This is a genomic window from Streptomyces sp. SAT1 (genome assembly GCF_001654495.1).
Lineage (GTDB): Bacteria > Actinomycetota > Actinomycetes > Streptomycetales > Streptomycetaceae > Streptomyces > Streptomyces andamanensis.
The window spans coordinates 715,346-740,136 of record NZ_CP015849.1; the positions used below are offsets into that span (position 1 = coordinate 715,346).

The window sequence follows — 24,791 nt, forward strand, 5'->3', positions numbered from 1 at the left end:
CGCCGCCCGCCCGCCGCGCCCCGCGACCGTCCGCACCGGCCGGGCCGCCCGTCGGGCGGCCCGGCCGGTGCGGACGGCTCAGGCGTTCAGAACGCCCGCGCCCAGCAGGCCGAAGAGCAGCACACCGATGACGATCCGGTAGAGGACGAAGGCGTTGAAGGAGTGCTTGGCGACGAACTTGAGCAGCCAGGCGATGGAGGCGTAGGCGACGACGAAGGAGACGACCGTGCCGACGGCCAGCGGCGCCGCGCCCACCCCGGCGCCCAGGGCGTCCTTCAGCTCGTAGATCCCGGCGCCGGTCAGCGCGGGGATGCCCAGGAAGAAGGAGAGCCGGGTGGCGGCGACCCGGTCCAGGTCGAGGATGAGCGCGGTGGACATGGTGGCGCCGGAACGGGAGAAGCCGGGGAAGAGCAGGGCGAGGATCTGGGAGGCGCCGACCAGCATCGCGTCCTTGAAGGAGGTGTCGTCCTCGCCGCGCTTGTGCCGTCCCATCTGGTCGGCGCACCACATCACCCCGCTGCCGGCGATCAGCGAGCCCGCGACCACCCACAGCGAGCCGAGCGGCCCGTCGATCAGCGGCTTGGCGGCCAGGCCGACCACGACGATCGGGATGGTCGCGTAGATCACCCACCAGGCGAACTTGTAGTCGTGGTGGTAGCGCTCCTCGCGGTCGGTCAGGCCGCGGAACCAGGCGGAGACGATCCGCACGATGTCCTTGAAGAAGTACACGAGCACGGCGGCGATGGCGCCGACCTGGATGACGGCGGAGAACCCGACGACGGAGCTGTCGTCCACGGGGATGTCCATGAGCCCCTCGGCGATCTTGAGGTGGCCGGTGGAGGACACGGGGAGGAACTCGGTCACCCCCTCGACGACTCCGAGGACGACGGCCTGACCGACGGAGATGGCGCTCATGGGATCCAGTTCTGGGAATGTGTTGGTCGACAGTGCTGTAGACGCTCGTGCGTCGCAGACACTCTTACTACGCCAAGGTGAAATCCCGGTGACGTACGGCCCCGGAGCTTCCCAAATCGAGCCGTTCGCGCGCGGCGGCGGCGCGGAGGGGGCCCGCACCGGCCGGAAGAGGCCGGGCATCACCCTAGCGTCCCGGCCCGCGCGCACCCGTCCGGGACGCCGCGGTCACCAGCCCGTCTCGAACAGCCGGGCCACCTCGGCGATACGGATCTCGTCGCGCCGGTAGTACGTGCGGCGCCCGGCCCGTCGGGTGCGCAGCAGGCCGAGGTCGGCGAGGAGGGCGAGGTGCGCCTCGGCGGTGCGCCGGGGGACGCCGAGGGCGGCGGCGACCGAGCGCGCGGTCGCCCCGTGCTCCGCCGGGGCCTTCAGCCACTCCAGGACCAGCAGCCGGGTCGCCCGGCCGGCGGGAGTCCGCAGCATCTCCGCCTCCTGTCGGTCGGCCGGTCCCGTCGCCGGCGTCTCCCACTGTGGCGCGGGCCCGGTCGCCGCGTCCGGGAGTCGGGGGTCCTTGGCCGGTACCGGCTGGTGCGCGGGGGGTGCGAGGACGGCGCGGGAAGGGGGCCGGTCGCGCGGACGCGGTGTGCGGGAGCGCGGTCGCGCGGGCGCGGCGCATACGGCTCACGAGGGGCGCACGCGAGGTGCACATGGCGTGGTGGGGGCGGGCGCGCGCGCCCGGAGCAATCGGTCAGGATCCGAGAAGTCGTGCGCGCTCCCCCGCCCTACGGTGGAACCACCGCCGCACCCGCCGGGTCCGGCCGACACGAGGAGCACACCATGACCGAAGGACTCAGGACGATCATCTACCCCGTCAAGGACCTCGAGCGGGCCAAGCCGCTGTTCCGCGCGCTGCTGGGGGTCGAGCCGTACGCCGACGAGCCCTACTACGTCGGTTTCAAGGCGGCCGGCCAGGACATCGGTCTCGATCCGAGCGGCCACGCCAAGGGCATGACGGGTCCGGTGCCGTACTGGCACGTGGACGACCTCCGGGAGCGGCTCGCGGCCCTGCTGGCGGCGGGCGGCGAGCTGCTCCAGGACGTGCAGGAGGTGGGCGGCGGCCGGAGCATCGCCTCGGTCAAGGACCCCGACGGCAACCTCGTCGGGCTCGTCCAGGACGCGTGAGCGCCGGCCGCCGGGCCCCCGGGGTCAGGCCCGGGTGCCCAGCAGGGTGCGCACCCCTTCCGAGGTGAGCGTCAGACCGTGCGGCGAGCTGGCGTCTATCGTGAGCGACAGATCGTCGGCGGGCCACTGGGACGCGAGGGCGCCCAGGGGCACCAGCCGGTAGCGGGAGATGAAGGGCAGCAGCTCGGACATCTCCAGTTCCGAGGTGAACACCGGGACCACGGGCACCCCGCCCGGCTGTTCCAGGACGGGCAGCGCCACCGTCGAGGGATCGGTGGCGTCCTCGTCGCTCACGTCGTCCGGCACGGGAACCAGCACATCGCTGTCGGCCAGTGTGTCCAGTGCCCCGGTGTCCTCGGCGTTCTCGGCGAGCACGTCCAGCGCCTGCTGGGCGGGCGTGGCGGTGTTGTCGTTCGCGGGTGTCTCCATGGCGGGTTCCCTGGTCGCGGCGGTGATCGGTCGGGGATCCGGCGGGGCGCGGCGGCCCCGGCACGGTTCTGCTCGCGTACCCGACCAGCCCCCGCGCAACCGTCCCGCCCCGCCCTTCTCACCTCCGGCCCGCACGGGAACGCCTCACCCTTCTCCGCCTCGGGTCGCACGGGAGGCCCCCGACGGCCTCGCCTCCGGTCCGCACGGCCCCCCGCGACGGCCTCGCCTCCGGCCCGCACGGCGACTCCCCCCACGGCGTGCACGAGGGCTCTCCGCGAGCTGTGGCGCGGAGAGCCCAGGGGGGGCTCACTTCCGAACCCCGGAGCCTCCGGGTAACCACGCGCGGCGTGCCGATGCGCCGCATCCGGCGGGGACCGGCCGCGGCGGGCGGGCCGGGCGGGTCAGCGGGTGTCGCCGCGGGGGCGGACCCAGTCGAGGGACCGCTCGACGGCCCGCTGCCAGCTCTCGTACTCCCAGGCACGCCGCTCGGGGTCCATGGCCGGCAGCCACTGGCCGGCCCGGTGCCAGTTGTCGCGCAGGACCTCCAGGTCGGACCAGTAGCCGACGGCGAGTCCCGCGGCGTAGGCCGCGCCGAGCGAGACCGTCTCGGCCACCAGGGGCCGCACCACCGGCACGTCGAGCACATCGGCGAGCATCTGCATGAGCAGATGGTCGGAGGTCATGCCGCCGTCCACCTTGAGCCGGCGCAGCGCGAGCCCGGAGTCGGCGTTCATGGCGTCGACGACCTCCCGGGTCTGCCAGGCGGTCGCCTCCAGCACGGCGCGGGCCAGATGGCCCTTGGTGATGTACGACGTGAGGCCGACGACGACTCCCCGGGCGTCGCTGCGCCAGTGGGGCGCGAACAGGCCGGAGAACGCGGGGACGATGTAGCAGCCCCCGTTGTCCTCGACGGTGCGGGCCAGCGTCTCGATCTCGGGCGCGCTGCCGATCAGGCCGAGCCGGTCGCGGAACCACTGCACCAGGGAGCCGGTGACGGCCATGGGCCCTTCGAGGGCGTAGACGGTGGGCTCGCCCGCGATCTTGTAGGCGACGGTGGTGAGCAGGCCGTGGCGGGAGCGGACCAGGTCGGTGCCGGTGTTCATGAGCAGGAAGCTGCCGGTGCCGTAGGTGCACTTGGCCTCGCCGGGCGAGAAGCAGGTCTGGCCGAACAGGGCGGCCTGCTGGTCGCCGAGCGCGGCGGTGATGCGGACGCCGGGGAGCAGCGCGCGGGCCTCGCCGTAGCTCTCGGCGGAGGAGCGGATCTCGGGCAGCAGGGCGCGCGGGACGCCGAAGAAGTCGAGCAGTTCCGGGTCCCAGGTCAGGGTGCGGATGTTGACGAGCATGGTGCGCCCGGCGTTGGTGGGGTCGGTGATGTGCAGACCGCCGTCGGTGCCGCCGGTGAGGTTCCAGATCAGCCAGCTCTCCATCGTGCCGAACAGCACCTCGCCGCTGCGGGCGCGCTCCTCCAGGCCCTCCGTGTGGTCGAAGAGCCAGCGGATGCGGGGCGCGGAGAAGTAGGTGGAGGGGGGCAGGCCGCAGCGGTCGAGGAAGAACTCGTCGCCGGGCCGGTCGCGGAGCGCGTCGACCAGCGGTGCCGTGCGGGTGTCCTGCCAGACGACGGCCCGGCCCAGCGGCTCGCCGGTCCCGCGGTCCCACAGCACCGTCGTCTCCCGCTGGTTGGCGATGCCGACGGCGGCGATCATGCCCGCGTCGGCCCCGGCGCTCTCCAGCGCCTCGGGGACGACGCGCTGGACGTTGCGCCAGATCTCCACGGCGTCGTGCTCGACCCAGCCGGGCCGCGGGAAGTACTGCTGGTGTTCCCGCTGGGCGACCGAGCACAGCCGTCCGCGGCGGTCGAACAGGATGCACCGCGTGGACGTGGTGCCCTGGTCGATGGACATCACATACCGGTCAACCATGGTCGGGCCTGCCTTCCGATGCGTCGCGCGGGTGCGGGTCCTGCCGGGCCGTCTGCGGCGGCCTCGCACGGAGACCTGCCCGGATCTACCAGCGGGCCGCCCCCAGGTCCCGGGAGATCGCCCGCGCGGCCTCCCGGAGCAGGGCGACCAGCGCGGGCCGCGGCGTACCCCTGGGGTCGCAGATCCGTTCGACCGGGCCGGAGAGGCAGACGGCGCCCACCACGAGGCCGCCGTGCCCGCGGATGGGAGCGGCGACCCCGGCGTCCCCCATGGCCATCTCCTGCACCTCGGCCCCCCAGCCGACCTCGCGGATCGCGGCGAGCGCCCGGTCCAGCTCCGCGCGGTCCACGAGGGTGTGCCGGGTGTAGGCGGCCAGTCCGTCCGCGGGCAGCGGGCCGAGGGTGGCCGCGCCGAAGGCCAGCAGGACCTTGCCCAGCGAGGAGGCGTGCAGCGGCAGCAGCGCGCCCACGTCCAGGGTCTGGAGGGTGTCGTCGGGCCGGAACACATGGTGGATGATCAGGACCTGGCCCTCCAGCGGGGTGCCCAGCCGGACCGCCTCACCGCTGCGGGCGGCCAGGGCGTCGGCCCAGTTGATGGCGCGCGAGCGGAGTTCGTTGACGTCGAGGTAACTGGTACCCAGATGCAGCAGTGCCGCTCCGAGCTGGTATTTTCCGGTGGTCTCGTCCTGCTCGACGAAGTCCACGTGCTGAAGGGTGCGCAGGATGCCGTGAGCGGTTCCCTTGGCCAGCCCGAGGGAGGACGCCACTTCGCCGAGCCCCAGCCTGCGGGGCCCTCCGGCGAGGAGGCGCAGGATCGCCGCGGCTCGTTCGATCGACTGGACGGGTCCGGCCATGGGGCGATATTAGTCCTGTTTGCCCCGCTCAGGACTGTCGTTCGGCAATGCCGACCGCTGTTCATTGACCTGCGGGGCATTCGTTCCTTAGCGTGACATGTCGCGTCGGGTGGGGTCGAAGCCCGGGGCAGGTCCGAGGAGGAGGGCACATGACCGTAGCGCAGCTCGACGCAGCGCCCCACGGGGAAGTCGACCACGCCTTCCCCCTGCTGCACACGCCCGGTGCCGTGTCGGCGGTACGCCGCCGTGTGCACCGGCTGCTGGGCGGCTGGAACCTGCCCGCCGAGGCCGCCGACGACGTGCTCCTGGTCGTGTCGGAGCTGGTCACCAACGCGCTCGTGCACGCCAGGCCGCCCGCGACGCTGCGGCTGTGGCGCGTCCCGGTCGACGGCCACGGTGCCGTCCACGTCGAGGTGAGCGACCTCGGCCCGGCGGCTCCGCCCACCCCCGGCTCGGCGCCCGACCCCGACGAGCACGGCCGCGGTCTCGGCATCGTCACCGCGCTCTCCGCCCGCTGCGGCGTCCGGGCGGACCGGACCGGGACCAGCCGCTGGGCCGAGGTCCTCGCCGGCTGAGGTCCTCGCCGACGTGCCGCCCCCGGCGCGGGCCTGTCCCGGGTCAGCCGGCCGTCAGATCGGTCCGCGGGTCGATCACCCAGTGGTTGCCGCGCAGCACCCGGCCCGCGAACGGCACGTCGCACGCGCCGAGCAGCCGGAAGCCGAGGGAGCGGCAGATGCCGTTCGAGGGCGCGTTGTCCGTCGCGGGGAACGCGTGCACCAGACCCCAGCGGTCCTCGTCGCGCGCCCGTTCGAGCAGCAGCCGGGCCGCGCGCCCGCCCAGGCCACGCCCCTGGAACTCGGGCAGCACCATCCAGCCGATCTCGGAGACCTGGCCGTCCGCCGTGCCGTGGGACCAGATGGTCACCGACCCGGCGACCGCCTCCGGGCCGCGGGAGCCGGGGACGATCATCTTGATCCAGGCGGTGTCCGCCGCCGCCTCCGCGGCGTCCCGGCGCACCTTGTCCGCCATTCCGGCAGCCGGCAGCGGTCCGCCGAGCCCGGCCGTCATCTCCGGGTCGCACCGCATACGGAGGTACGCGCCCACGTCGTCCTCGGTCACGTCGCGCAGGTGCACGGAGTCCTCCCCGGTGGTGGCCGCATCGGGGCACCCTGCCGCAGGGCGGGTACCGCCGTCCGTGTCATGCTGCCCCGTGTCCGTCCCGCGCGCACCCGGTTCCCGGTTCGGAGCCGGCCGGCGCGGGCGCGGAGCGAGAGTGAGGCACAGACCGAGGGAAGGCGTCCGTTGAACACCGGCAGCACGGCACCCGACAGCTACTACGTCCGCACCGACGAGCACCGTTTCAAGCCGACCGCCCACGCGAGCGGGGCCTGGGACGAGACGGAGCTGCACTTCAGTCCGCTCGGGGGCCTCGTGGTCCACGCGATCGAGGGGTATCTGGCGGACCGGGGGCCGGGCGGGCTGCTGCTGTCACGGATCAGCTACGACATCCTGGGCCGGCTGGCCCTGGAGGAGTGCGAGATCCAGGTGGAGACCGTCCGGCCGGGGCGGACCATCGAGCTGCTGGAGGCCGTGGTGAGTGTCGCCGGGCGCCCGGTGGTGCGGGCGCGGGCCTGGCTGCTCGCCCCGCAGGACACCACGGGCGTCGAGGGCGGCGCCGACGACCGGCTCACCCCGCCCGAGCGGCTCGCCCCGTGGCCGATGGCCGACCACTGGCCCGGCGGCTACATCGCCTCCCTCGACGTCCGCCCGCTCGCCCCGCCGCGGCCGGGCCGCGCCACCGCCTGGGTCTCCACCCCGCTCGCCCTGGTGGCCGGCGAGCCCAGCTCCCCGCTCGCCTCCTACCTGGCCCTGGTGGACACGGCGAACGGCATCGCCGTACGGGAGTCGCCCAAGGAGTGGATCTTCCCCAACGTCGATCTGACCGTGCATCTGCACCGCCGTCCCGAGGGCCGCTGGACCGGCCTGGACACCACCGTCGTCTTCGGTCCCACGGGCCAGGGCGTCACCAGCACGGTCCTGCACGATGTGCACGGTCCGGTCGGGCACGCCCAGCAGATCCTGACCGTACGGCCGCGGCCGGGCGCCTGACCACGGGCCACGGGCCCGGGGCCCTGCCCGTCCGCCCGTCCGCCCGTCCGTCCGCCCGTCCGTCAGCGCGACGGCACGAGCGGCAGGTCGTCCGTGTAGCCGTTGACCGGCCGGTCGATCGTCCGGACCGCGCGGGCGTCGAGCGCGGCCGCGGCCGACGCGGTGCCCAGGGTGCCGCCCGGGTGCCAGGTGCCGGTCACCGAGACCCAGGTGTTCGCGGGCGGGGCGGCCCCGTGGACGCGCACCTTCACGGACTGGGCGTCCGCCGCGCAGCAGTTCAGGATGATCCGGGTGAGGTACCAGCTGTCCCGGTGCCCCTTGTCCGGCGTGACGAACCCGGTCAGCAGGACCGTACGGCCGCGGACGGCCTGGGTGCGGTCCTGCTGCACCCGGCGGGTGAAGTCGCTGAGTGTCAGCGGGAGCGGCGAGGTCGCGGGCAGCGGGTCGAAGCTGCTCTGCCGGTCGACGGCCCGGGGCGCCTCGCGGGAGGCGGTGTACGCGCCGAGGGCGGGCGGGGCCCAGAAGAGCAGGCTCAGGGCGGGCAGGAACAGCAGCCAGGCGACGCGCGGCGCCCGGGAGTGGTCGTGCCCGTGACCGCTCCCGGCCCCGTGTTCGTGCCCATGCCCGTGCTCGGGCTCGTCGTGCGTCGCCCCGTCATGTCCCGTACGCCGCTTCGAGGGCCATGCCTCCGCGACGCCCAGCAGGAGCAGCAGCACCCCGGAGGCGATCAGCAGGGGCCGCATGCCCTCCTTCACATAGCGCAGGAAGAGGTCGGTGAAGAGCGAGGCGTGCAGCAGCCCGAGTCCGCTGAGGACGAGCAGGGCCACCTGGAACGGGCGTCTCACAGCAGGAATCCTCCGACGAGCGTGCTGCACACGACGGCGACGACGGCGGTCGCGGTGGAGAAGCGCGCCGCGAACGCCTTTCCGAATGTGCCCGCCTGAAGCGCGATCAGCTTGAGGTCGACCATCGGGCCGACCACCATGAACGTCAGCCGGGCCAGCGGCGAGAACCCGGTGAGCGAGGCCGCGACGAACGCGTCGGCCTCCGAGCACACCGCGAGCAGCACGGCGAGCCCGGCGAGGAACAGCACCGAGAGCCAGGGCGAGCCGGAGAACGTGTCGAGCACGGTGCGCGGCACCGCCACGTTGAAGGTGGCCGCCGCCATGGCGCCGAGCACCAGGAAGCCGCCGGCGTGCAGGAAGTCGTGCTGGAAGCCGCGCCGGAACTCCGTCCAGCGGCTGTGTCCCGGCCGGTGGCCGGTGTGCCGGGCCGTCGGCCGCAGCCACTCCTCGCGGCCCAGGAAGAGCCAGAGCCAGCCCATCGCGGCGGCGGTGACCAGGGAGGCGACCAGCCGGGCCAGCACCATGGCGGGGTTCCCGGGGAAGGCGATCGCGGTGGCGGTCAGCACGACCGGGTTGACCGCCGGGGCGGAGAGCAGGAAGGCGAAGGCGGCGGCCGGGGTCACCCCCCGGTTGATCAGGCTGCCCGCGACCGGCACGGAGGCGCATTCGCAGCCCGGCAGGACGACGCCGGCGATCCCGGCCACCGGGACGGCGAGCGCGGGCCGCCGGGGCAGTACGCGGCTGAACACCCGGTCCGGCACGAAGGCGTTGATGGCGCCGGACAGGACGGTGCCGAGCAGCAGGAAGGGCGTGGCCTGCACGGTGACGGCGAGGCAGACGGTCCGCCATGCCTCCAGCGCCTGCCCGTCCGACCAGCGCCCCACGGCGAAGACCACCGCTCCGGGCAGGACGGCCGCGCCCAGCAGCAGGAGCGGCCAGGACCGCGGCAGACCGCGCGCGGCCCGTTCCCCGGCGCCCGGCGGCGGCGCCGGTGGCGCCTGCGCCTCCTGGTCCCGTACGTCTGTGTTCTGCATCCCCGGCTCCGAACCTCGCTGTGTGCGCACGAACATAGCGGGCTCCGGCCCCCGCCCCGGGTACGGGACGCGCCGGGAGGCGGGCCGGCGGCGGCCCGGTCATCCGTGCGGCGAGGCCGGACCCGAGGACGCGCTCCCCCGGCGGCGGGGTCGCCGTGCCCCGGCTCGCGCCGGCCGCCCCGCCCGCCCCCCCCGGGAGCCTTCACGGATTCTTCACTCGGCAAGGACGCCGTCAAGGACGCCTCCGGCAACCGGTTCCGGTTCTCCGCCGACCACTACCTGGAGCCCGGGGACCACGTGACGCCGCGCGGCGGCAAGGGCACCGAGTCCGGCGCCGAGAACGTGGCCTACTCCTCGTCGGAGGCGGAACCCCGGGTGCGGCCGACCTCGGGGAGTTCGTCCTGCTGGGCGCGGATGTGCAGGATGTCGCCGATGAACAGGTCGTAGACGAGGACGCCGACCACGCCGCCGACCAGCGGCCCGACGATGGGCACCCACCAGTAGGCGCTGTACGAGCCGGGTTCGGTGCCCGGCAGTGCCAGGTCTCCCCAGCCGGCGAAGAACGTGAACAGCCGGGGTCCGAAGTCGCGGGCCGGGTTGATGGCGTAACCGGCGTTGGCCCCGTAGGACATGCCGACGGCCGCCACGGCGAAGCCGATCACGAGCGGGCCGAGGTTCGCCTTCACGGCGGTGTTGCGCAGGTCGACGATGGCCACGATCAGCATGACCAGCAGCGACGTGCCGACGATCTGGTCCACCAGCGGCCCCCAGTAGCCGCCGTGGAAGTAGGGCGCCGGGAACGTGCCGAAGATGGAGAAGGACGCGACGGTGTGCCCGTGCGTCTTCGGCCCCTTCATGGCCTGGTCGAAGGTGTTGATGGCGTCGTGGTAGACCGCGTACACCAGGGCGGCGCCGACGAAGGCGCCCACCACCTGCGAGAGCCAGTACGGCAGCACCTTGGACCAGGGGAACTTCCGCCGGACCGCGAACGCCAGCGTCACCGCCGGGTTGAGGTGGGCGCCGCTGACCCCGCCCGCCACATACACACCGAAGACCACGGCGAACGCCCAGCCCCAGGTGATGAGGAGCCAGTCGCCCGCGCCCAGGAAGAAGGTCGTGGGCCCCTCGGTGCGGCCGGAGCCGGGCAGCGCGGCGACCGCCATCGCGACCACACCGCAGCCGAAGGCGATGAGTACCAGGGTCCCCAGGAACTCCGCCAGGCACTCACCCCACAGGCCCCCGCGACGCCTCAGGCGGGAGGGCGCGACCAGGGGCGGGATCTCTACGGCCATATCGGCCCCCTCGACGAACGGTCCGGCACGGTCCAGCAGGGAGCCCGACCGCGCTGCTGCCCGGTCACGGCCCCGCGTCTCAGCTCAGTCTGCGCGTCCGCACTCTCGGGGGCCACTCGACTCGGCGCGCGGCGCCCGGCCCCGGAGTCCGCCACCGTCCCGGAGACCGCGCGCCGCCCCCATACGGGTGATCCTTTGGGTGCCCCACGGCGCGCCTCCGCCGCCTGAACACCGGCGCGTGGGGCGTCGGACGGGACATCGGCGCACCGGATCCGAGTGGCAGGCGCGCGCACACCGCACAAGACTGATCCATGGTTTCGTGATCAGGCGAAAACGCACGGTCTCGGGGACCGGCCACCCCTGGCCGACGGTTTTCGACCTTTCCTCAGGGAGCTCGCATGGTGGAGAAGTCTGCCGACATACTGATGCCCGGTCCTGACGAATCCGCGCTCACCCGGCACGGAAAAGCAGAACCGGACACCGCAGACACCGCAGACACCGCAGACACCGCAGACACCGCAGACACCGAAAGGGAACTCGCGGGCATCCTCGCGGACGTCGTGCACGCCGACCGAATACACGCCGAGAGTCACTTCTTCACCGACCTCGGCGCCAACTCGCTCGTCATGGCGCAGTTCTGCGCGCGGGTGCGGAAACACCCTCAACTGCCGTCGGTGTCCATGAAGGACATCTACCGGCACCCCACCCTCCGCGAACTGGCCGCTGCGCTGGTCGCGGCGGCGCCCGCGCCCACCGCCGCACCGCCCCCGGACCCGTCGTCCACCGCCCCGGCCGCGCACCCCGAGCACCCCGCGCCCGCCGTGCCCCGGCGCGCACCGGGTCCCGTGCTGTGCGGAACGCTCCAGACGCTGATATTCCTCGGCTATTCCTTCGTCATCGGCATGGTCACCGCCCAGGCCTATGAATGGGTGGCCGCCGCTTCGGGTCTCGCCCACATCTATCTGCGGTCGTTCCTGTGCGGCACGATCGGTTTCCTCGCCCTGTGCGCCTTTCCCGTCCTGGTGAAATGGGTTCTCGTCGGCCGGTGGAAACGACTGGAGTTCCCGGTGTGGAGCATGGCGTACCTGCGCTTCTGGCTCGTCAAATCACTGCTCCACGCCAATCCGATGGTGCTCTTCGTCGGCAATCCGCTGTACGTGATGTATCTGCGGGCGCTCGGCGCGCGCATCGGGAAGGACGTCACGATCCTCTCCCGGTCCGTGCCGGTCTGCACCGACCTGCTCACCGTCGGCGCCGGCACGGTGATCCGCAACGACGCCGTCTTCCTCGGCTACCGGGCGCACGCGGGCCGCATCCGCACCGGCAGCGTCACCCTGGGCCGGGACGTCTTCGTCGGCGAGAAGACCGTGCTCGACATCGACACGGTCATGGGCGACGGCTCCCAGCTCGGCCACGCCTCCGCGCTCTACCCGGGCCAGCACGTCCCGGCCGGCGAGCGGCGGCACGGCTCCCCGGCCCAGCCGACCGACGTCGACCACATACGCGTCCCGCCCGCCCGCTGCGGCACCCTGCGCCGGGCCGGGTTCGCGACCACCACCCTGCTCCAGCTCTTCCTGCTCTATCTGCCGCTCGCGGTGGGCGGCGTCTACATGCTGTTCGCCGAGGTGCCGGTGCTCAGCAAGCGCCTGGCCGCGGAGACCCGGGGCACGACGGCGGGGGAGATCGTCGCCGACACCCTGCTCGTGTCCACGGTGCTGTACTGCGGCGGCATCGTCCTGGGCGTGCTCGCCCTGTGCACCGTGCCGCGGCTGCTGCGCCGACTGGTCAGACCGGACCGGGTGTACCCGCTCTACGGCTTCCACTACGCCGCGCACCGGATGATGGCGACCCTCACCAACATCAGGTTCTTCACCTGGCTGTTCGGGGACAGCTCCTACATCGTCCCCTATCTGCGCGGCATCGGGTACGACCTCGACCGGGTGGAGCAGACCGGCTCGAACTTCGGCACCGAGGTGCAGCACCAGTCCCCGTTCCTGGTGTCCGTGGGCAGCGGCACGATGGTCGCCGACGGCCTGTCCGTCCTCAACGCCGACTACTCCAGCACGTCCTTCCGGACCAGCCGGGCCGCGATCGGCGCGCACAACTTCCTCGGCAACAACATCGCCTTCCCGGCCGGTGCCCGCACCGGCGACAACTGCCTGCTGGCGACGAAGGTGATGGTGCCGCTCGACGGGGAGGTGAGGGAGGGCGTCGGACTGCTCGGCTCCCCCTGCTTCGAGATCCCGCGGACGGTGGAGCGCGACGCGCGGTTCGACCATCTGCGCAGCGGCGACGCGCTGCACCGCGGCCTCGCCGCCAAGAACCGCTACAACCTGCGGTCCATGGCCCTGCACCTGGTGGTGCGCTGGCTGCACACCACGGTGCTCACCGCGTTCGGTCTCGTCTCGGTCGGCCTGTACGGCGCGCTGGGCCACCTCGTGATCGGCGCCTATCTGGCCGTCACGCTCCTCGTCACCACCGCGCACAACATCCTGCTGGAGCGCTGCCTGACCCGGTTCCGCGCGCTGCGCCCGCAGCTGTGCTCCATCTACGACCCGTACTTCTGGTGGCACGAGCGGCTGTGGAAGGTCCCGGACCACTATCTGGCCGTGTTCAACGGCACCCCGTACAAGGCGCTGATCTGGCGGCTGACCGGGGTGCGCATCGGGCGTCGGGTCTTCGACGACGGCTGCTTCATCACCGAGCGGACGCTGACCGCCATCGGCGACGACTGCACGCTCAACGCCGGCAGCAAGATCCAGTGCCACTCGCAGGAGGACGGCACGTTCAAGTCCGAGCACACCACGCTCGGCGCGGGCGTCACCCTCGGCATCGGCGCCCATGTGCACTACGGCGTGACGCTGGGCGACGGGGCCGTGCTGGCGCCCGACTCCTTCCTGATGAAGGGCGAGGAAGTCCCCGCGCACGCGGAGTGGGGCGGTAACCCCGCCGCTCCGGCGGCGAACTGAGGAAGGGTCATTCGATGGGAGCGCTCGTGGCAGCGGACAGGGACTTCTGGACCGAGGTGCTGACCGCCGGTGGTTTCACCGCCGTCCCGCGGTGGGCGCCGCGGCCCCGGCCCGGCACGGCCGGACACGAGGAGCCGGTGCCGGACCGGGTGGCGCGCGCCGTGCGCGCCCTGGCCGCCGAACTCGGCGTGCCGGTCGGCGCGGTGCTGCTGGCCGCCCACGCCAAGGTGCTGGCCGCGCTCAGCGGCGAGCAGGACGTGGTGACCGGACGCGCCACCGGCGAGGGCGAACCGCTCCCCTGCCGGCTGACGGTCGCGCCGCGGACCTGGCGCGGCGTGGTGCGCGCCGCCCGCCGGGTCGAGGCCGACCTGCTGGCCCACCGTGACTTCCCGGTGCACGGGCTGCGCCGCGAACTGGGGCTGACCGGACCGGCGTACGAGGTGGTCTTCGACCCGGAGGACGCCCGCGGGGAGAGCCTGCCCCGGGACGCGGTGCTCGCGGTCGGCTGCGCCGACCGTGCGGGACACATGGTGCTGCGGCTGCGGTACCGCACCGAGGTGCTGGACGCGGCGGCGGCGGCCCGGATCTGCGGCTACCACCTGACGGCGCTGCGGCTGATGGCCGCCGACGCGGACGCCGAGCACGCGCGGCAGAGCCTGCTGCCGGAGGCGGAGGTGCGCGAGCAGCTCGAAGGGCTCGCGGGACCGGAGCGCGCCCTGCCCGACGCGCGGGCGCACGAGCTGTTCGAGCAGCGGGTACGGGAGCGGCCCGAGGCCGTGGCCGCCGTGCACGGGAACGACTCGTGGACGTACGCCGAGCTGAACTCCCGCGCGAACCGGCTGGCGCGGGCCCTGCTGGCCCGCGATCCGGGGCCGGAGGGCGTGGTCGCGGTGGTCACCGAACGCACCCTGGACTGGCTGGCGTCGGTGCTCGCGGTGTTCAAGGCCGGCTGTGTCTATCTGCCCGTCGAGCCGCACTTCCCGGCCGGCCGGATCGCGGCGGCACTGTCCCGGGCCGGCTGCCGGCTCGTGCTGGCCGAGCCGGGCAGCACCGCCACCCTGGACGAGGCCCTGGCCTCGCTGCCGGACCCGGCCGAGAAGCTGATGCTGCCGGACGCGTACGCGGAGGGCCACGACGACGGCGACCCCGGACTGGACATCGCGCCCGGCCGGCTGGCGTACATCTACTTCACCTCCGGTTCCACGGGTGAGCCGAAGGGCGCGATGTGCGAGCACGCGGGCATGCTCAACCACCTGTTCGCCAAGATCGACGACCTGGAGATCGGGCCGGAGTCGGTGGTGGCGCAGACCGCCCCGCAGTGCTTCGACATCTCGCTGTGGCAGTTGCTGGCCGCGCTGCTGACCGGGGGGCGGACCCTGCTGGTGGAGCAGGAGGCGGTCCTGGACGTCGAGCGGTTCGTCGACACGCTGGAGCGCGGCCGGGTCGCGGTCGTCCAGGTCGTGCCCTCCTACCTGGAGGTGGTGGCGTCCTATCTGGAGCGGCGGCCGCGCGAACTGCCCGATCTGGCCTGTGTGTCGGTGACCGGCGAAGCGCTCAAGCGCGAACTGGTCCAGCGCTGGTTCGCCCTGAAGCCGGACATCCCGCTGGTCAACGCGTACGGGCTGACCGAGACGTCGGACGACACCAACCACGAGATCCTGCGGGCCGTGCCGGAGCGGGTGCTGCTGGGCCGGCCGGTGAACAACGTGCGGGTCCTCGTCGTCGACGAGCACCTGGCACCGGTGCCGCTGGGCGCGCCCGGTCTGATCGCCTTCTCCGGGGTGTGCGTGGGCCGCGGCTACGTCAACGATCCCGAGCGCACCCGCGAGGCGTACCGGGAGGACCCGTACCGGCCCGGCGAGCGGCTCTATCTGGCCGGTGACTGGGGGCGCTGGCACCCCGGCGGCGCACTGGAGTTCCTCGGCCGCCGGGACAGCCAGGTCAAGATCCGCGGCTTCCGCATCGAGATCGGGGAGATCGAGAACACGCTGCTGCGCGCCCCCGGGGTGCGCGACGGCGCGGTCGTCGTCACCGAACTGCCGGGCCGGGGCGCGCATCTGGTGGCCTTCTACAGCGGACAGCCGCTGGCGGCGGAGGAGTTGCGGCACACGCTCGGGGCCGCGCTGCCCGCGTACATGGTGCCCTCGGCCTTCCACTGGCAGGACGCCCTGCCGCTGACCGCCAACGGCAAGACCGACCGCAAGGCGCTGACCGCGCTGGCCGCGCGGCTGGCCGAGAAGGACACGGCGGACGGCGGCCCCGAGGACGCGCCGCGCACCGCCACCGAGCGCAGGCTCGCGGACACCTGGGCGCAGTTGCTGGGCCTGCCCCGCGAGCGGATCGGCCGCGGCGACCACTTCTTCGACTCCGGCGGCACCTCGCTGTCGGCGGTGAAGCTGACCATCGCCCTGGACCGGGCCGTGTCCCTCAAGGACATCACCCGCCATCCGGTGCTCGCCGACCTCGCCGCGCTGCTGGACGGCGCCGCGCACCGGCGCACGGAGTTGCTGCAACCGCTGTCGGCGGCCGGTGACACCGACGCGTGCGCGCTGGTGTGCTTCCCCTACGCGGGCGGCAACGCGGTGAACTTCCGGCCGCTGGCGAGCGCGCTGGCGGGCCGCGGTCCGGCGGTGTACGCGGTCGAGCTGCCCGGCCACGACCTGGCCGCCGCCGACGAGCCGTTCGCCCCGCTGGAGGAGGTCGCCGGGCAGGTGGCGGCGGAGATCCGCGGGCGCGGCACGCGCCAGGTCATGCTGTGGGGCCACTCCTCCGGGGCGGCCCTGGCCGTCGAGACGGCGCGGCGGCTGCACGAGGACGGCACGGTGGAGGTGGTACGGCTGTTCCTGGGCGCGCAGTTGCCGGGCACCGCCGCCGCCCGCGCCACCGCCGTCGAGGAGCTGTCCGGGCGGAGCAACGCCGAGATCGCCGCACGGCTGAGCGCGGACAGCGGCTACTCCGAGCTGGGCGAACTCGACGCGGACCACGCCGAGCACATCGGCGCCGCCTACCGGCACGACTGCGTCGCGGCGCACCGCTACTTCGCCGCCGCGCTGGACTCCCCCGAGGCGGCCCGGCTGGCCGTGCCGGTGACGGTGGTCCTCGCCGCCGACGACCCGCACACCGCCGGGCCGGCCGACCGCCACCGGGACTGGATGTTCCTGTCCGACCTGGTCGATCTGCACGAACTCCCCGACGGGGGCCACTACTTCCCGCGCACCCGGCCGGACGCGGCGGCGCGGGCCGTCCTGGGCGCCGCCGAACTGCTGGCGTCCTCCTGATCCCGGCACCACGCCCGACGAAAGGAAATCGAGATGTCGTTCTCGTCCCCGGCGTCACTGCTGGAGGTGGAGTCGCGACCGGACCGGCCGCCGGTCCTGCGCGTCGAGCCGCCCGCCGACGCGGCCGCCTGGGCGTCCGCGTACCGGGAGGCCGTGCGCGCGCAGGTCACCGAGCACGGCGCGCTCGTGGTGCGGGGCCTGGCGCTCGGGGAACCGGAGCGGGTCCGGGCGGTGTTCACCGCGCTCGCCGGTGAACCCATGACGGAACGCGAGGCGTTCGCCCCCCGGCAGTCCTACGGAGGAGGGCTGTACTCGTCCACCGCCTGGCCGGACAACCAGCCGATGTGCATGCACCACGAGCTGAGCTACGCGCAGCGGGTCCCCTCGCTGATGCTGTTCGCCTGCCTCGCCGCGCCCGACCGGGGCGGGGCGACCGCGGTGGCGGACGCGGAGGAGGTGCTGCGGGCGCTGCCCGCGGCGCTGACCGAGCGGTTCGAGCGCGAGGGCTGGCTCCTCACCCGCAGCTACAACGACGAGATCGGGGCCTCGCTCGCCGAGTCGTTCGGCACCGAGGACCGCGAGACCGTGGAGAACTACTGCCGCGCCCACGGCATCGACTTCGAGTGGCGCGACGACGGCTCGCTGCGCACCCGGCAGCGCCGCAGCGCCGTCGTACGGCATCCGGTCACCGGCCGCCGCTGCTGGTTCAACCAGATCGCCTTCCTCAACGAGTGGACGCTGGCGCCGGAGGTGCGCGAGTACCTGGTCGACGAGTACGGCGCCGACGGGCTCCCCTTCAACACCCGCTACGGCGACGGGACTCCGATCGGCGAGGACGTCGTCCAGACGCTCAACGCCGTCTACGAGGAGCACACCCGCCGCGAGCCGTGGCAGGCAGGCGATCTGCTGCTCGTCGACAACATCCGCACCGCGCACAGCCGGGAGCCGTTCACCGGCGAGCGGCAGGTGCTGGTGGCGATGGCCGAGCCGCGGCTGCTGGCCGACGGCGCCCCGACCCCGGAAGGAACACGGCGATGACCTCCGTGACGTCCCCCGCCACCGACTCCCCCACCGCCCGGCCCGGCCGTGTGCCGTCCTTCGCGGTGATCTCCGGCGCCCAGGTGCGGCAGGCGCTCCAGGGCCGCGAGCAGGAGATCACGGACCTGGTCGAGGCCACCTACCGGCTGCACGGCGAAGGGCAGACGGTCAACCCGCCGTCGTACTTCCTGCGCTTCCCGGACCGGCCCACCTCCCGGATCATCGCGCTGCCCGCCTCGGTCGGCGGGCGGGTGCGGGTGGACGGGCTGAAGTGGATCTCCAGCTTCCCGGAGAACGTCGCGGCCGGGGTGCCGCGGGCGTCGGCGGTGCTGATCCTCAACGACCACGACACGGGCTATCCGTTCGCGTGCCTGGAGAGCTCCATCATCAGCGCCACCCGGACAGCGGCCTCGGCGGCGCTGGCCGCGGACCGGCTCACCCGCACCAGGACCCGGCCCACCCGGGTCGGTTTCTTCGGCACGGGACTGATCGCCCGGTACATCCACACGTTTCTCGCCGGCACCGGCTGGAGCTTCGACACGGTCGGCGTGTACGACGTGTCGGCCGACAGCACGGCGGGCTTCTGCGGCTATCTGCGCCAGGCCACGGCCGACGCGCCGGGCGGGCGGGACGCGCGGATCACCGTGCACGACAGCCCGGAGGAGCTGATCCGCTCCAGCGACCTGGTGGTCTTCGCGACCGTGGCGGGCGCACCGCATGTCAGCGACCCGTCCTGGTTCGCCCACCATCCGGTGGTCCTGCATGTGTCGCTGCGCGACCTGGACCCCCGGATCCTGCTGGAGGCGGCCAACTTCGTCGACGACGTCGAGCACTGCCTGAAGGCGGACACCTCGCCGCATCTGGCCGAACAGCTCACCGGTGGGCGGGACTTCCTGGACGGCACGCTCGACGACGTGCTGACCGGCCGGGTGGAGCCGCCGGGCGACCGGACCGTGGTCTTCTCCCCGTTCGGTCTCGGTGTCCTCGACCTCGCCGTCGGCGGTTACGTCCACGACGAGGTGGCTCGGGCCGGGAATCTCCATGTCGTCGACGACTTCTTCCACGAGCTGCGCCGGTACGGCTGATCGCTGATCGTCCCGTCCCCCGGCCCAGGCATCAGGAGGTTAGCGTGCCCGTCATTACCGCTCCCCACGCTTTCAACGAAGGCCAGCTCTACGTCGACCTCCGGCCGATCTTCGGGCGCTCGCTCTTCCTCAAGTGCGAGGGCTTCAACTTCGCGGGCTCGATCAAGCTGAAGGCCGCGGTCGAGATGGTGGAGGCCGCGGAGCAGGACGGGCTGCTGAGCAAGGACTCGGTCCTGATCGAGTCCTCGTCCGGCAACCTGGGGGTCGCGCTCAGCATGATCGCGGCCAGCAAGGGCTACCGGTTCCTGTGCGTCACCGACTCCCGCTGCAATCTGTCGACCAGGCTGCTGATGGAGGCGCTGGGCAGCGAGGTCCATGTCATCGCCGACCTGGACGCCAACGGCGGGTTCCTGGGCGCCCGGATCGACTACGTGCGCGCCCTGTGCGCCTCCGACCAGCGGTACGTGTGGCTCAGCCAGTACACGAACCCCGGCAACTGGGGTGCGCACTACCGTCGTACGGCACCGGAGATCGCCCGTCAGTTCCCGCGTCTGGACGTGCTGTTCGTGGGCGCGGGCACGACCGGGACGCTGATGGGGTGCGCGCGCTACTTCCGCGAGTGGCACCGGCCGGTGCGGATCGTCGCGGTGGACACCGTCGGCTCGGTGGCCTTCGGCGGGGCGCCGGGCCGCCGGATGATCCCCGGCCTCGGCATGAGCATGCGTCCCCCGCTGCTGGACGAGTCCTTCGTCGACGAGGTGATCCGGGTGGAGGAGGCGGACACGATCCGCGCCTGCCACCGGCTGGCCCGGCGCGGGTTCCTGTTCGGCGGCTCCACCGGCACGGTGGTCAGCGGGGCCATGTCCTGGCTGGCCGAGCACGACGAGCGCGATCTGACGGCGGTGGCCATCGCCCCCGACCTCGGCGAACGCTATCTCGACACGATCTACCAGTCGACCTGGCTGGAGGATCTCTACGGCGACCAGGTGCTCGATCCGAAGGCGATGACCGCCCCCAAGGGGATGACCACCGCCACCCGCGACGCGGAGCCGGTGCCCCGCACTCCGGACGGGCGCCGCAAGCCGTAGCCCGCTCTGGTGTGCGCGGCCTCGCGGGCCCGGCGGACGACTGTGCCGGGCCCGCGTGGGCCGTCCGTTCCGTCCTTGCCAGTCCAGTCGGTTCTGCCAGTCCAGTCGGTCCTGTCAGTCCTGCCAGTCCCGTCCCGCCTGCTGCCCGGCCGCGACCAGGCCCGACTCGTAGGCGGCGATGACCGCCTGCGCCCGGTCCCGGACGCCGAGTTTGTCGAAGATGCTGGTGATGTAGTTCTTGACGGTGGAGACGCTGATCTCCAGGGTCTGCGCGATCTCGGTGTTGTCCAGGCCGGTGGCCAGCAGCCGCCAGACCTCCACCTCGCGCGGGGTGAGCGCCGCGGTGCCCTCGGCGGCGGGCCGCTCGCGGCCCTGCGGCGCCGCCCGCCCGGTCCTGACGTAGGCGCGGATGAGCCGGGTCAGCAGCCGGGGCGCGACGACGGCCTCACCCGTGCGGACGGTGCGGATCGCGGCCACCAGTTCCTCGGGTGAGCTGTCCTTGGGCAGGAAGCCGTACGCGCCGGCGCGCAGGGCGGCGACCACGTACTCGTCCATGTCGAAGGTGCTGAGGGCGAGCACCCGGCACTCGGGCAGGTCCCGGACGAGCCGCTCGGTGGCGGCGACCCCGTCGAGGACGGGCATCCGGATGTCCATGACCACGACGTCGGGGCGGTGCTCCCGGGCCAGCACGAGGGCCTGCTCGCCGTTCTCGGCCTCGGCGACCACGGTGACGTCCGGGGCGGGCCCTAGGATCAGCGCGAGACCGCGGCGCACCAGCGGCTGGTCGTCGGCGATCAGCACCCGGACGGCCCGCTCCCCCGCGTCCCGCGCGGCGTCCTCGGCGGTGCCGCCCACGGCCTTGGTCTCGCTCACCCGTCGCTCTCCTCGTCCGCGCCCGCCGGCGCCTCCAGCGGCAGGCTCGCCGCGACCCGGAAGCCGCCCTCGGGGAGCGGGCCGGACTCCAGTGTGCCGCCGTGCAGGGCGACCCGTTCACGCATGCCGATCAGACCGTATCCGCTGCCGGGGCCGGGCGCCGGGGCGGGCTCGGCGGACTCCGCCTCGGCCCGGTCGGTGACGGTCACCCGCACGCTCCCGGGCAGGCAGGTCAGGCGGACCTCCACCGGTACGGAGGGCCCGGCGTGCTTGCGGGCGTTGGTCAGCGCCTCCTGGACGATCCGGTAGAGGGTGAGGCCGACCACCTGGGGCAGCGGCGCCGGATCGCCGTCCACGGTCAGCACGGCGGGCTGCCCGGCCTGCCGGGACTCCTTGATCAGGCGGTCCAGGTCGTCGAGGCCGGGCTGCGGCGCCTCCGGGGTGCCGTCGGGACCGGTCGTGGTGTCCTCGTCGGCCCGCAGCACGTCCAGGAGCTGGCGCATCTCGCGCAGCGCGAGCCGTCCCGACTCCTCCAGGGTGACGAGGGCCTCGCGGACGACACCGGCGTCGTGGTCGAGGTTGGCGCGGGCGCCGCCCGCCATCAGCTGCATGGTGGTGATGCGGTGGGCGACGATGTCGTGCAGCTCCCGGGCGATACGGCGGCGTTCCTCGGCCACCGCCCGGTCGGCGAGCAGGCGCCGGTTGGCCTCCGTCTCGCGCTGCCAGCGGTTGACCACCAGAGCGGCGCCGACGATGAGCACGGCGGCCACACAGGCACTGGTCAGGTTCAGGACGCCGCCCGGAGCGGCGATGCCGGGGGTGAGCAGGGTGATGCCGATGGCCCCGGCGGCCGCGGCGGCCGTCGCCCAGGGACGGCCGGTGCGGGCGGCCGTGTAGAGGGCGACCGCCAGGGTGGCGCCGAAGTGCTGCTCCATCGGCACCGACAGGTTCAGCGCCGCGCCGAGGACCAGGACGGCCGTCATGACCGTCAGCGGGAACAGCCGCCGCACCAGCAGCGGCAGCGCGGACAGCGTCAGCAGCAGGACACCGACACCCGATACCGGTATGCCCGTGAGCTGCGGGAACGCGGTGTATCCGACGATGTCGACGGCGGCCGCGCCGACGGTCAGCAGCGCGTCGTTGCGGGTCCACGGCAGGGCGTCGGTGCCCGGCGGGAACAGGCGTCCGCGCAGGCCGCGACGGTTCGGCGCGGTGCTGCGGCGCGTCGCCATGGTGGTCCTCTCCGCGCTGCTCCGCGCCGTGGTCGCCCGGTGCCCGCGGGCACCGGTGTGTGCTGTCCTCCGCTCACCCATTGTCGCAGCGGGCCGCGCCACCGGGCTACGACCTGCGGCCGAGGCCGGACCGGGACCAGGGTCCTGGTCCGGCGGCCGGCCGGTCCCGGGGCCCCCTGCCGCTTCTCCTCCCCTGCTCGGACGATCTCCGCGTATTCCGGTGATTCGCTGGAAGGGCACTGTCCGAGAACGTCCCGAACGGGAGCCCCCGTGATTCGCGCCCTGACCGGATTCTCCACGAGAAATCCATGGAAAGTCATCACCCTATGGGTACTGCTGGGAATAGGACTGACCATGGTGGGTCAGGCACTGATGTACCGCGTCACCGAGAGTCAGCTGGGTGACTTCCTGCCCGAGAAGTACGACTCGGCGGCGGCCCTGCACGTCGCCGAGGACAAGTTCGGGATCAAACCGGACGCCAACTCCGTGATCATGCTGGTCAAGCGGGCCGACGGCAAGCCGCTCGGGGCGGCCGACCAGCGGCACGCCGAGTCGGTGGCCGCGGCGCTCGGCAGACAGCGGGTGGCCATGCCGGAATCGGAGGACGCGCCGCCCTTCCTGGCGAAGGACTATTCGCAGACGCCGAAGATCGCTCCGGGTACGGTCGCACCCCACCGTACTTTCGCACTCTTCTCGGTCGGGCTCTCCGGAAATGCGACCGACCCGGGTCTCCAGAATGTCTTCAAGGAATTCAGGAAGAGCGCTTCCGGCCGGTACGCGCAGGACGGCCTGCGCACCGGATTCACCGGCGGACTGGCCGACACCGTCGACAGCCAGGACGCGGAGAAGACGACGAGCACGGTGGCCGGCGCGCTCACCGTCGCGCTGATCGTGCTGCTGAACGTCCTGGTGTTCCGCAGTGTCCTGGCGGCGCTGCTGCCGCTGCTGGCGGTCGCCATCGTCGGCGGGGCCGCCTCGGGTGCCGTGGTCGGTGCGGCCCTGCTCAGCGGGATCCGGCTGGACCCGAGCACACCGCAGCTGATCAGCGTGGTGCTGCTGGGCATCGGGATCGACTACTTCCTGTTCCTGCTGTTCCGCTTCCGCGAACGGCTGCGCGCGCAGCCGGACCGTGCGCCGCGCGAGATCGCGGGCGAGGTCACGGGCCGGGTGGGCTCCGCGATCACCTCGGCCGCGCTGACCATCGTGGCCGCCTTCGCGACCTTGGGCATCGCGAGCTTCGGCCAGTTCCGGGTGCTGGGCCCGGCCATCGCGATCTCCGTCCTGGTGATGCTGCTGGCCAGCCTGACCTTCATGCCCGCCCTGCTGGCGGTCACGGGCCGCAAGATGTTCTGGCCCTCGCGCGCCCTGAAGCGCGCCCCGCGCGAGGGCACGGCCGGGCGCTTCGGCACCGCCGTCGCCCGCCGCCCGCTCGCCGTCGCGGCCGGCGCCGTCGTCCTGCTGGGCGCGCTGGCCGCCGGGACGATCGGCATGAAGATGGACTACGGCACCGGCAGCGGCGGCGGTGACACCCCGGCCGCCGCCACCGCGGCCGAGATCTCCCGCGCGCTGCCCGCGGGCGTGTCCGACCCGACCGACGTCTATGTCACCAAGGACGCCGGCGCCCTCGACCGGCGTGGCGTCGACGCCCTGGCCGCGGCGCTCGGCCGCACCGAGGGGGTGGGCCAGGTGAGTCCCGCCGTCTATGACAAGGGCGGCGACGCGGCCCGGATCAGCCTCTACCTGACCGCCGACCCGCAGAGCCAGCAGGCGCGCGACCTGGTGTCCGGTCCGGTGCGGGCGGCCGTCGCCGCGCACACGCCCGCGGGCGCCGAGGCCCATGTCGGCGGCACCGCGGCGATCTTCGCGGACATCTCCACCGCCGTCTCCGAGGACCTCGAACTGGTCTTCCCCGTGGCCGCGGCGCTCATCGCGCTGATCCTGCTCGTCCTGCTGCGCAGCGTGCTGGCGCCCGCGGTGCTGATGATCTCCGTCGGTCTCGGCTTCGCCGCCACGCTCGGCGCCTCGACCCTGGTGTTCCAGCATCTGCGCGGCGAGCCCGGTGTCGCCTTCACCCTGCCGCTGGTGCTCTTCCTGTTCGTGGTGGCGCTGGGCACCGACTACAACATCCTGATCAGCGACCGGGTACGGGAGGAGATGGAGCGGCCCGGACCGGCCCGTGCCGCGGTGGCCCGCGCCGTGCGGCACACGGCTCCGGCCGTGGCCACCGCGGGGCTGGTGCTGGCCGGGTCCTTCGGCAGCCTCGCGGTGAACCCGGACTCGGGCACCCAGCAGATCGGCTTCGCGACGGCCCTCGGCATCCTGCTGTCGGCGTTCGTCCTGTCGATCGCGCTGGTCCCGGCGCTCGCCGCGCTGCTCGGCCGCTCCCTGTGGTGGCCCGTCCGCCCGCGCCGCGCCGCCCGGCCCCGGCCGTCCTCCCCGTACGCGCCCGGGGAGGATCCCGGTCCGCGGCCGGGGCAGCCGTTCGGACACCGGTCCGGCGAGCCGGGCCAGGGCCCCGCCCCGGACACGTACGACCGCATCGGCACGAACTGACCGACCCGCCGCCCGCCTGCCACGAGGGCCGCCGCCGCTTCCCAGCGGCGGCGGCCCTCGTCGGCTTCCGCGGTCCCCGCCCCGAGACGCCGATCACTTT

General features: G+C 73.3%; 20 protein-coding genes and 1 pseudogene. 10 read left to right on the forward strand and 11 right to left on the reverse strand.

Features of this window, described 5'->3' with window-relative positions; genetic code table 11:
• Positions 1–78: 78 nt before the first annotated feature.
• Entirely contained in the window at positions 79–915 is an 837-nt protein-coding gene (locus A8713_RS03015) for an undecaprenyl-diphosphate phosphatase (RefSeq protein WP_064531283.1), read from the reverse strand.
• Between the two features lie 225 nt (positions 916–1,140).
• The gene (locus A8713_RS03020) at positions 1,141–1,395 is read right to left on the reverse strand and encodes a helix-turn-helix domain-containing protein (RefSeq protein ID WP_064531284.1); all 255 of its coding nucleotides are present in this window, start codon (positions 1,393–1,395) and stop codon (positions 1,141–1,143) included.
• A 354-nt stretch (positions 1,396–1,749) separates the two neighbouring features.
• Between A8713_RS03020 and A8713_RS03025 the strand changes: the two genes are divergently transcribed.
• The gene (locus A8713_RS03025; protein WP_064531285.1) at positions 1,750–2,094 is read left to right on the forward strand and encodes a VOC family protein; all 345 of its coding nucleotides are present in this window, start codon (positions 1,750–1,752) and stop codon (positions 2,092–2,094) included.
• A 24-nt stretch (positions 2,095–2,118) separates the two neighbouring features.
• Here the strand turns inward: A8713_RS03025 and A8713_RS03030 are convergent, their stop codons facing one another.
• From A8713_RS03030 to A8713_RS03040, 3 genes are all read right to left on the reverse strand, one after another.
• A complete protein-coding gene (locus A8713_RS03030; protein ID WP_064531286.1) occupies positions 2,119–2,523 on the reverse strand; it encodes an SseB family protein in 405 nt (134 codons plus the stop codon).
• Between the two features lie 401 nt (positions 2,524–2,924).
• The gene (gene glpK, locus A8713_RS03035; protein ID WP_064531287.1) at positions 2,925–4,442 is read right to left on the reverse strand and encodes a glycerol kinase GlpK; all 1,518 of its coding nucleotides are present in this window, start codon (positions 4,440–4,442) and stop codon (positions 2,925–2,927) included.
• Positions 4,443–4,527: 85 nt separating this feature from the next.
• Positions 4,528–5,295: an IclR family transcriptional regulator gene (locus A8713_RS03040; protein WP_064531288.1), complete on the reverse strand. Its 768-nt coding sequence runs from the start codon at positions 5,293–5,295 to the stop codon at positions 4,528–4,530.
• 149 nt (positions 5,296–5,444) lie between these two features.
• Here A8713_RS03040 and A8713_RS03045 point away from each other — a divergent pair, with 149 nt between their 5' ends.
• Entirely contained in the window at positions 5,445–5,870 is a 426-nt protein-coding gene (locus tag A8713_RS03045; protein WP_064531289.1) for an ATP-binding protein, read from the forward strand.
• Between the two features lie 43 nt (positions 5,871–5,913).
• On the opposite strand, the gene A8713_RS03050 is transcribed toward A8713_RS03045, so the two are convergent.
• A complete protein-coding gene (locus A8713_RS03050; RefSeq protein ID WP_064531290.1) occupies positions 5,914–6,429 on the reverse strand; it encodes a GNAT family N-acetyltransferase in 516 nt (171 codons plus the stop codon).
• Between the two features lie 168 nt (positions 6,430–6,597).
• Between A8713_RS03050 and A8713_RS03055 the strand changes: the two genes are divergently transcribed.
• Positions 6,598–7,404, forward strand: coding sequence for a thioesterase family protein (locus tag A8713_RS03055; RefSeq protein ID WP_064531291.1), 807 nt, complete (start codon positions 6,598–6,600; stop codon positions 7,402–7,404).
• A gap of 62 nt (positions 7,405–7,466) precedes the next feature.
• Here A8713_RS03055 and A8713_RS03060 read toward each other — a convergent pair whose 3' ends face one another.
• Together A8713_RS03060 and A8713_RS03065 are read right to left on the reverse strand one after the other, a co-directional pair.
• Positions 7,467–8,249 (reverse strand): TIGR03943 family putative permease subunit, encoded by a 783-nt coding sequence (locus A8713_RS03060; RefSeq protein WP_064531292.1) that lies wholly within the window; start codon positions 8,247–8,249, stop codon positions 7,467–7,469.
• Positions 8,246–9,283 (reverse strand): permease, encoded by a 1,038-nt coding sequence (locus tag A8713_RS03065; protein ID WP_064531293.1) that lies wholly within the window; start codon positions 9,281–9,283, stop codon positions 8,246–8,248. Before A8713_RS03065 ends, A8713_RS03060 begins: the two co-directional genes overlap by 4 nt.
• Before the next feature lie 231 nt (positions 9,284–9,514).
• Here A8713_RS03065 and A8713_RS34040 point away from each other — a divergent pair.
• Positions 9,515–9,634: pseudogene (locus A8713_RS34040) on the forward strand (lamin tail domain-containing protein); the annotation flags it as partial.
• Here A8713_RS34040 and A8713_RS03070 read toward each other — a convergent pair.
• On the reverse strand, positions 9,631–10,575 hold the full coding sequence (locus tag A8713_RS03070; protein WP_018570873.1) for an MIP/aquaporin family protein: 945 nt from the start codon (positions 10,573–10,575) through the stop codon (positions 9,631–9,633). The pseudogene A8713_RS34040 and the gene A8713_RS03070 sit on opposite strands and share 4 nt — an antisense overlap.
• Before the next feature lie 398 nt (positions 10,576–10,973).
• Here A8713_RS03070 and A8713_RS03075 point away from each other — a divergent pair, with 398 nt between their 5' ends.
• Genes A8713_RS03075 through sbnA form a run of 5 tightly spaced genes read left to right on the forward strand, consistent with a single transcriptional unit; the run spans position 10,974 to position 20,033 of the window.
• Positions 10,974–13,544, forward strand: a complete 2,571-nt coding sequence (locus tag A8713_RS03075; protein WP_064531294.1) for a Pls/PosA family non-ribosomal peptide synthetase — start codon at positions 10,974–10,976, stop codon at positions 13,542–13,544.
• A gap of 14 nt (positions 13,545–13,558) precedes the next feature.
• On the forward strand, positions 13,559–16,822 hold the full coding sequence (locus A8713_RS03080) for a non-ribosomal peptide synthetase (protein ID WP_064531295.1): 3,264 nt from the start codon (positions 13,559–13,561) through the stop codon (positions 16,820–16,822).
• Positions 16,823–16,855: 33 nt separating this feature from the next.
• Positions 16,856–17,860 carry a TauD/TfdA family dioxygenase gene (locus A8713_RS03085; protein ID WP_064531296.1) on the forward strand — a complete coding sequence of 335 codons (1,005 nt, stop codon included), beginning with the start codon at positions 16,856–16,858 and terminating at the stop codon, positions 17,858–17,860.
• On the forward strand, positions 17,857–18,945 hold the full coding sequence (sbnB, locus tag A8713_RS03090; RefSeq protein WP_064531297.1) for a 2,3-diaminopropionate biosynthesis protein SbnB: 1,089 nt from the start codon (positions 17,857–17,859) through the stop codon (positions 18,943–18,945). Before A8713_RS03085 ends, sbnB begins: the two co-directional genes overlap by 4 nt.
• 44 nt (positions 18,946–18,989) lie before the next feature.
• Complete coding sequence (gene sbnA, locus A8713_RS03095) at positions 18,990–20,033, forward strand: 2,3-diaminopropionate biosynthesis protein SbnA (protein ID WP_064531298.1); 1,044 nt, start codon at positions 18,990–18,992, stop codon at positions 20,031–20,033.
• A gap of 114 nt (positions 20,034–20,147) precedes the next feature.
• Here the strand turns inward: sbnA and A8713_RS03100 are convergent, their stop codons facing one another.
• Positions 20,148–20,888 (reverse strand): response regulator, encoded by a 741-nt coding sequence (locus A8713_RS03100; RefSeq protein ID WP_107440766.1) that lies wholly within the window; start codon positions 20,886–20,888, stop codon positions 20,148–20,150.
• A 14-nt stretch (positions 20,889–20,902) separates the two neighbouring features.
• Entirely contained in the window at positions 20,903–22,138 is a 1,236-nt protein-coding gene (locus A8713_RS03105) for a sensor histidine kinase (RefSeq protein ID WP_064531300.1), read from the reverse strand.
• 354 nt (positions 22,139–22,492) lie between these two features.
• On the opposite strand from A8713_RS03105, the gene A8713_RS03110 reads away from it, so the two are divergent.
• Positions 22,493–24,691 carry an MMPL family transporter gene (locus tag A8713_RS03110; protein WP_064531301.1) on the forward strand — a complete coding sequence of 733 codons (2,199 nt, stop codon included), beginning with the start codon at positions 22,493–22,495 and terminating at the stop codon, positions 24,689–24,691.
• Positions 24,692–24,791 lie beyond the last annotated feature (100 nt).

Bases quoted from the DNA above. Each gene is read 5' to 3' on its own strand.
- A8713_RS03110 (WP_064531301.1), top strand. From the start codon at position 22,493: ATGGTGGGTCAGGCACTGATGTACCGCGTCACCGAGAGTCAGCTGGGT.
- A8713_RS03105 (WP_064531300.1), bottom strand. From the start codon at position 22,138: ATGGCGACGCGCCGCAGCACCGCGCCGAACCGTCGCGGCCTGCGCGGA.
- A8713_RS03070 (WP_018570873.1), bottom strand. From the start codon at position 10,575: ATGGCCGTAGAGATCCCGCCCCTGGTCGCGCCCTCCCGCCTGAGGCGT.
- glpK (WP_064531287.1), bottom strand. From the start codon at position 4,442: ATGGTTGACCGGTATGTGATGTCCATCGACCAGGGCACCACGTCCACG.
- A8713_RS03045 (WP_064531289.1), top strand. From the start codon at position 5,445: ATGACCGTAGCGCAGCTCGACGCAGCGCCCCACGGGGAAGTCGACCAC.
- A8713_RS03025 (WP_064531285.1), top strand. From the start codon at position 1,750: ATGACCGAAGGACTCAGGACGATCATCTACCCCGTCAAGGACCTCGAG.
- A8713_RS03030 (WP_064531286.1), bottom strand. From the start codon at position 2,523: ATGGAGACACCCGCGAACGACAACACCGCCACGCCCGCCCAGCAGGCG.
- sbnB (WP_064531297.1), top strand. From the start codon at position 17,857: ATGACCTCCGTGACGTCCCCCGCCACCGACTCCCCCACCGCCCGGCCC.
- A8713_RS03065 (WP_064531293.1), bottom strand. From the start codon at position 9,283: ATGCAGAACACAGACGTACGGGACCAGGAGGCGCAGGCGCCACCGGCG.
- A8713_RS03085 (WP_064531296.1), top strand. From the start codon at position 16,856: ATGTCGTTCTCGTCCCCGGCGTCACTGCTGGAGGTGGAGTCGCGACCG.
- A8713_RS03015 (WP_064531283.1), bottom strand. From the start codon at position 915: ATGAGCGCCATCTCCGTCGGTCAGGCCGTCGTCCTCGGAGTCGTCGAG.
- A8713_RS03040 (WP_064531288.1), bottom strand. From the start codon at position 5,295: ATGGCCGGACCCGTCCAGTCGATCGAACGAGCCGCGGCGATCCTGCGC.
- A8713_RS03080 (WP_064531295.1), top strand. From the start codon at position 13,559: ATGGGAGCGCTCGTGGCAGCGGACAGGGACTTCTGGACCGAGGTGCTG.
- A8713_RS03075 (WP_064531294.1), top strand. From the start codon at position 10,974: ATGGTGGAGAAGTCTGCCGACATACTGATGCCCGGTCCTGACGAATCC.
- A8713_RS03020 (WP_064531284.1), bottom strand. From the start codon at position 1,395: ATGCTGCGGACTCCCGCCGGCCGGGCGACCCGGCTGCTGGTCCTGGAG.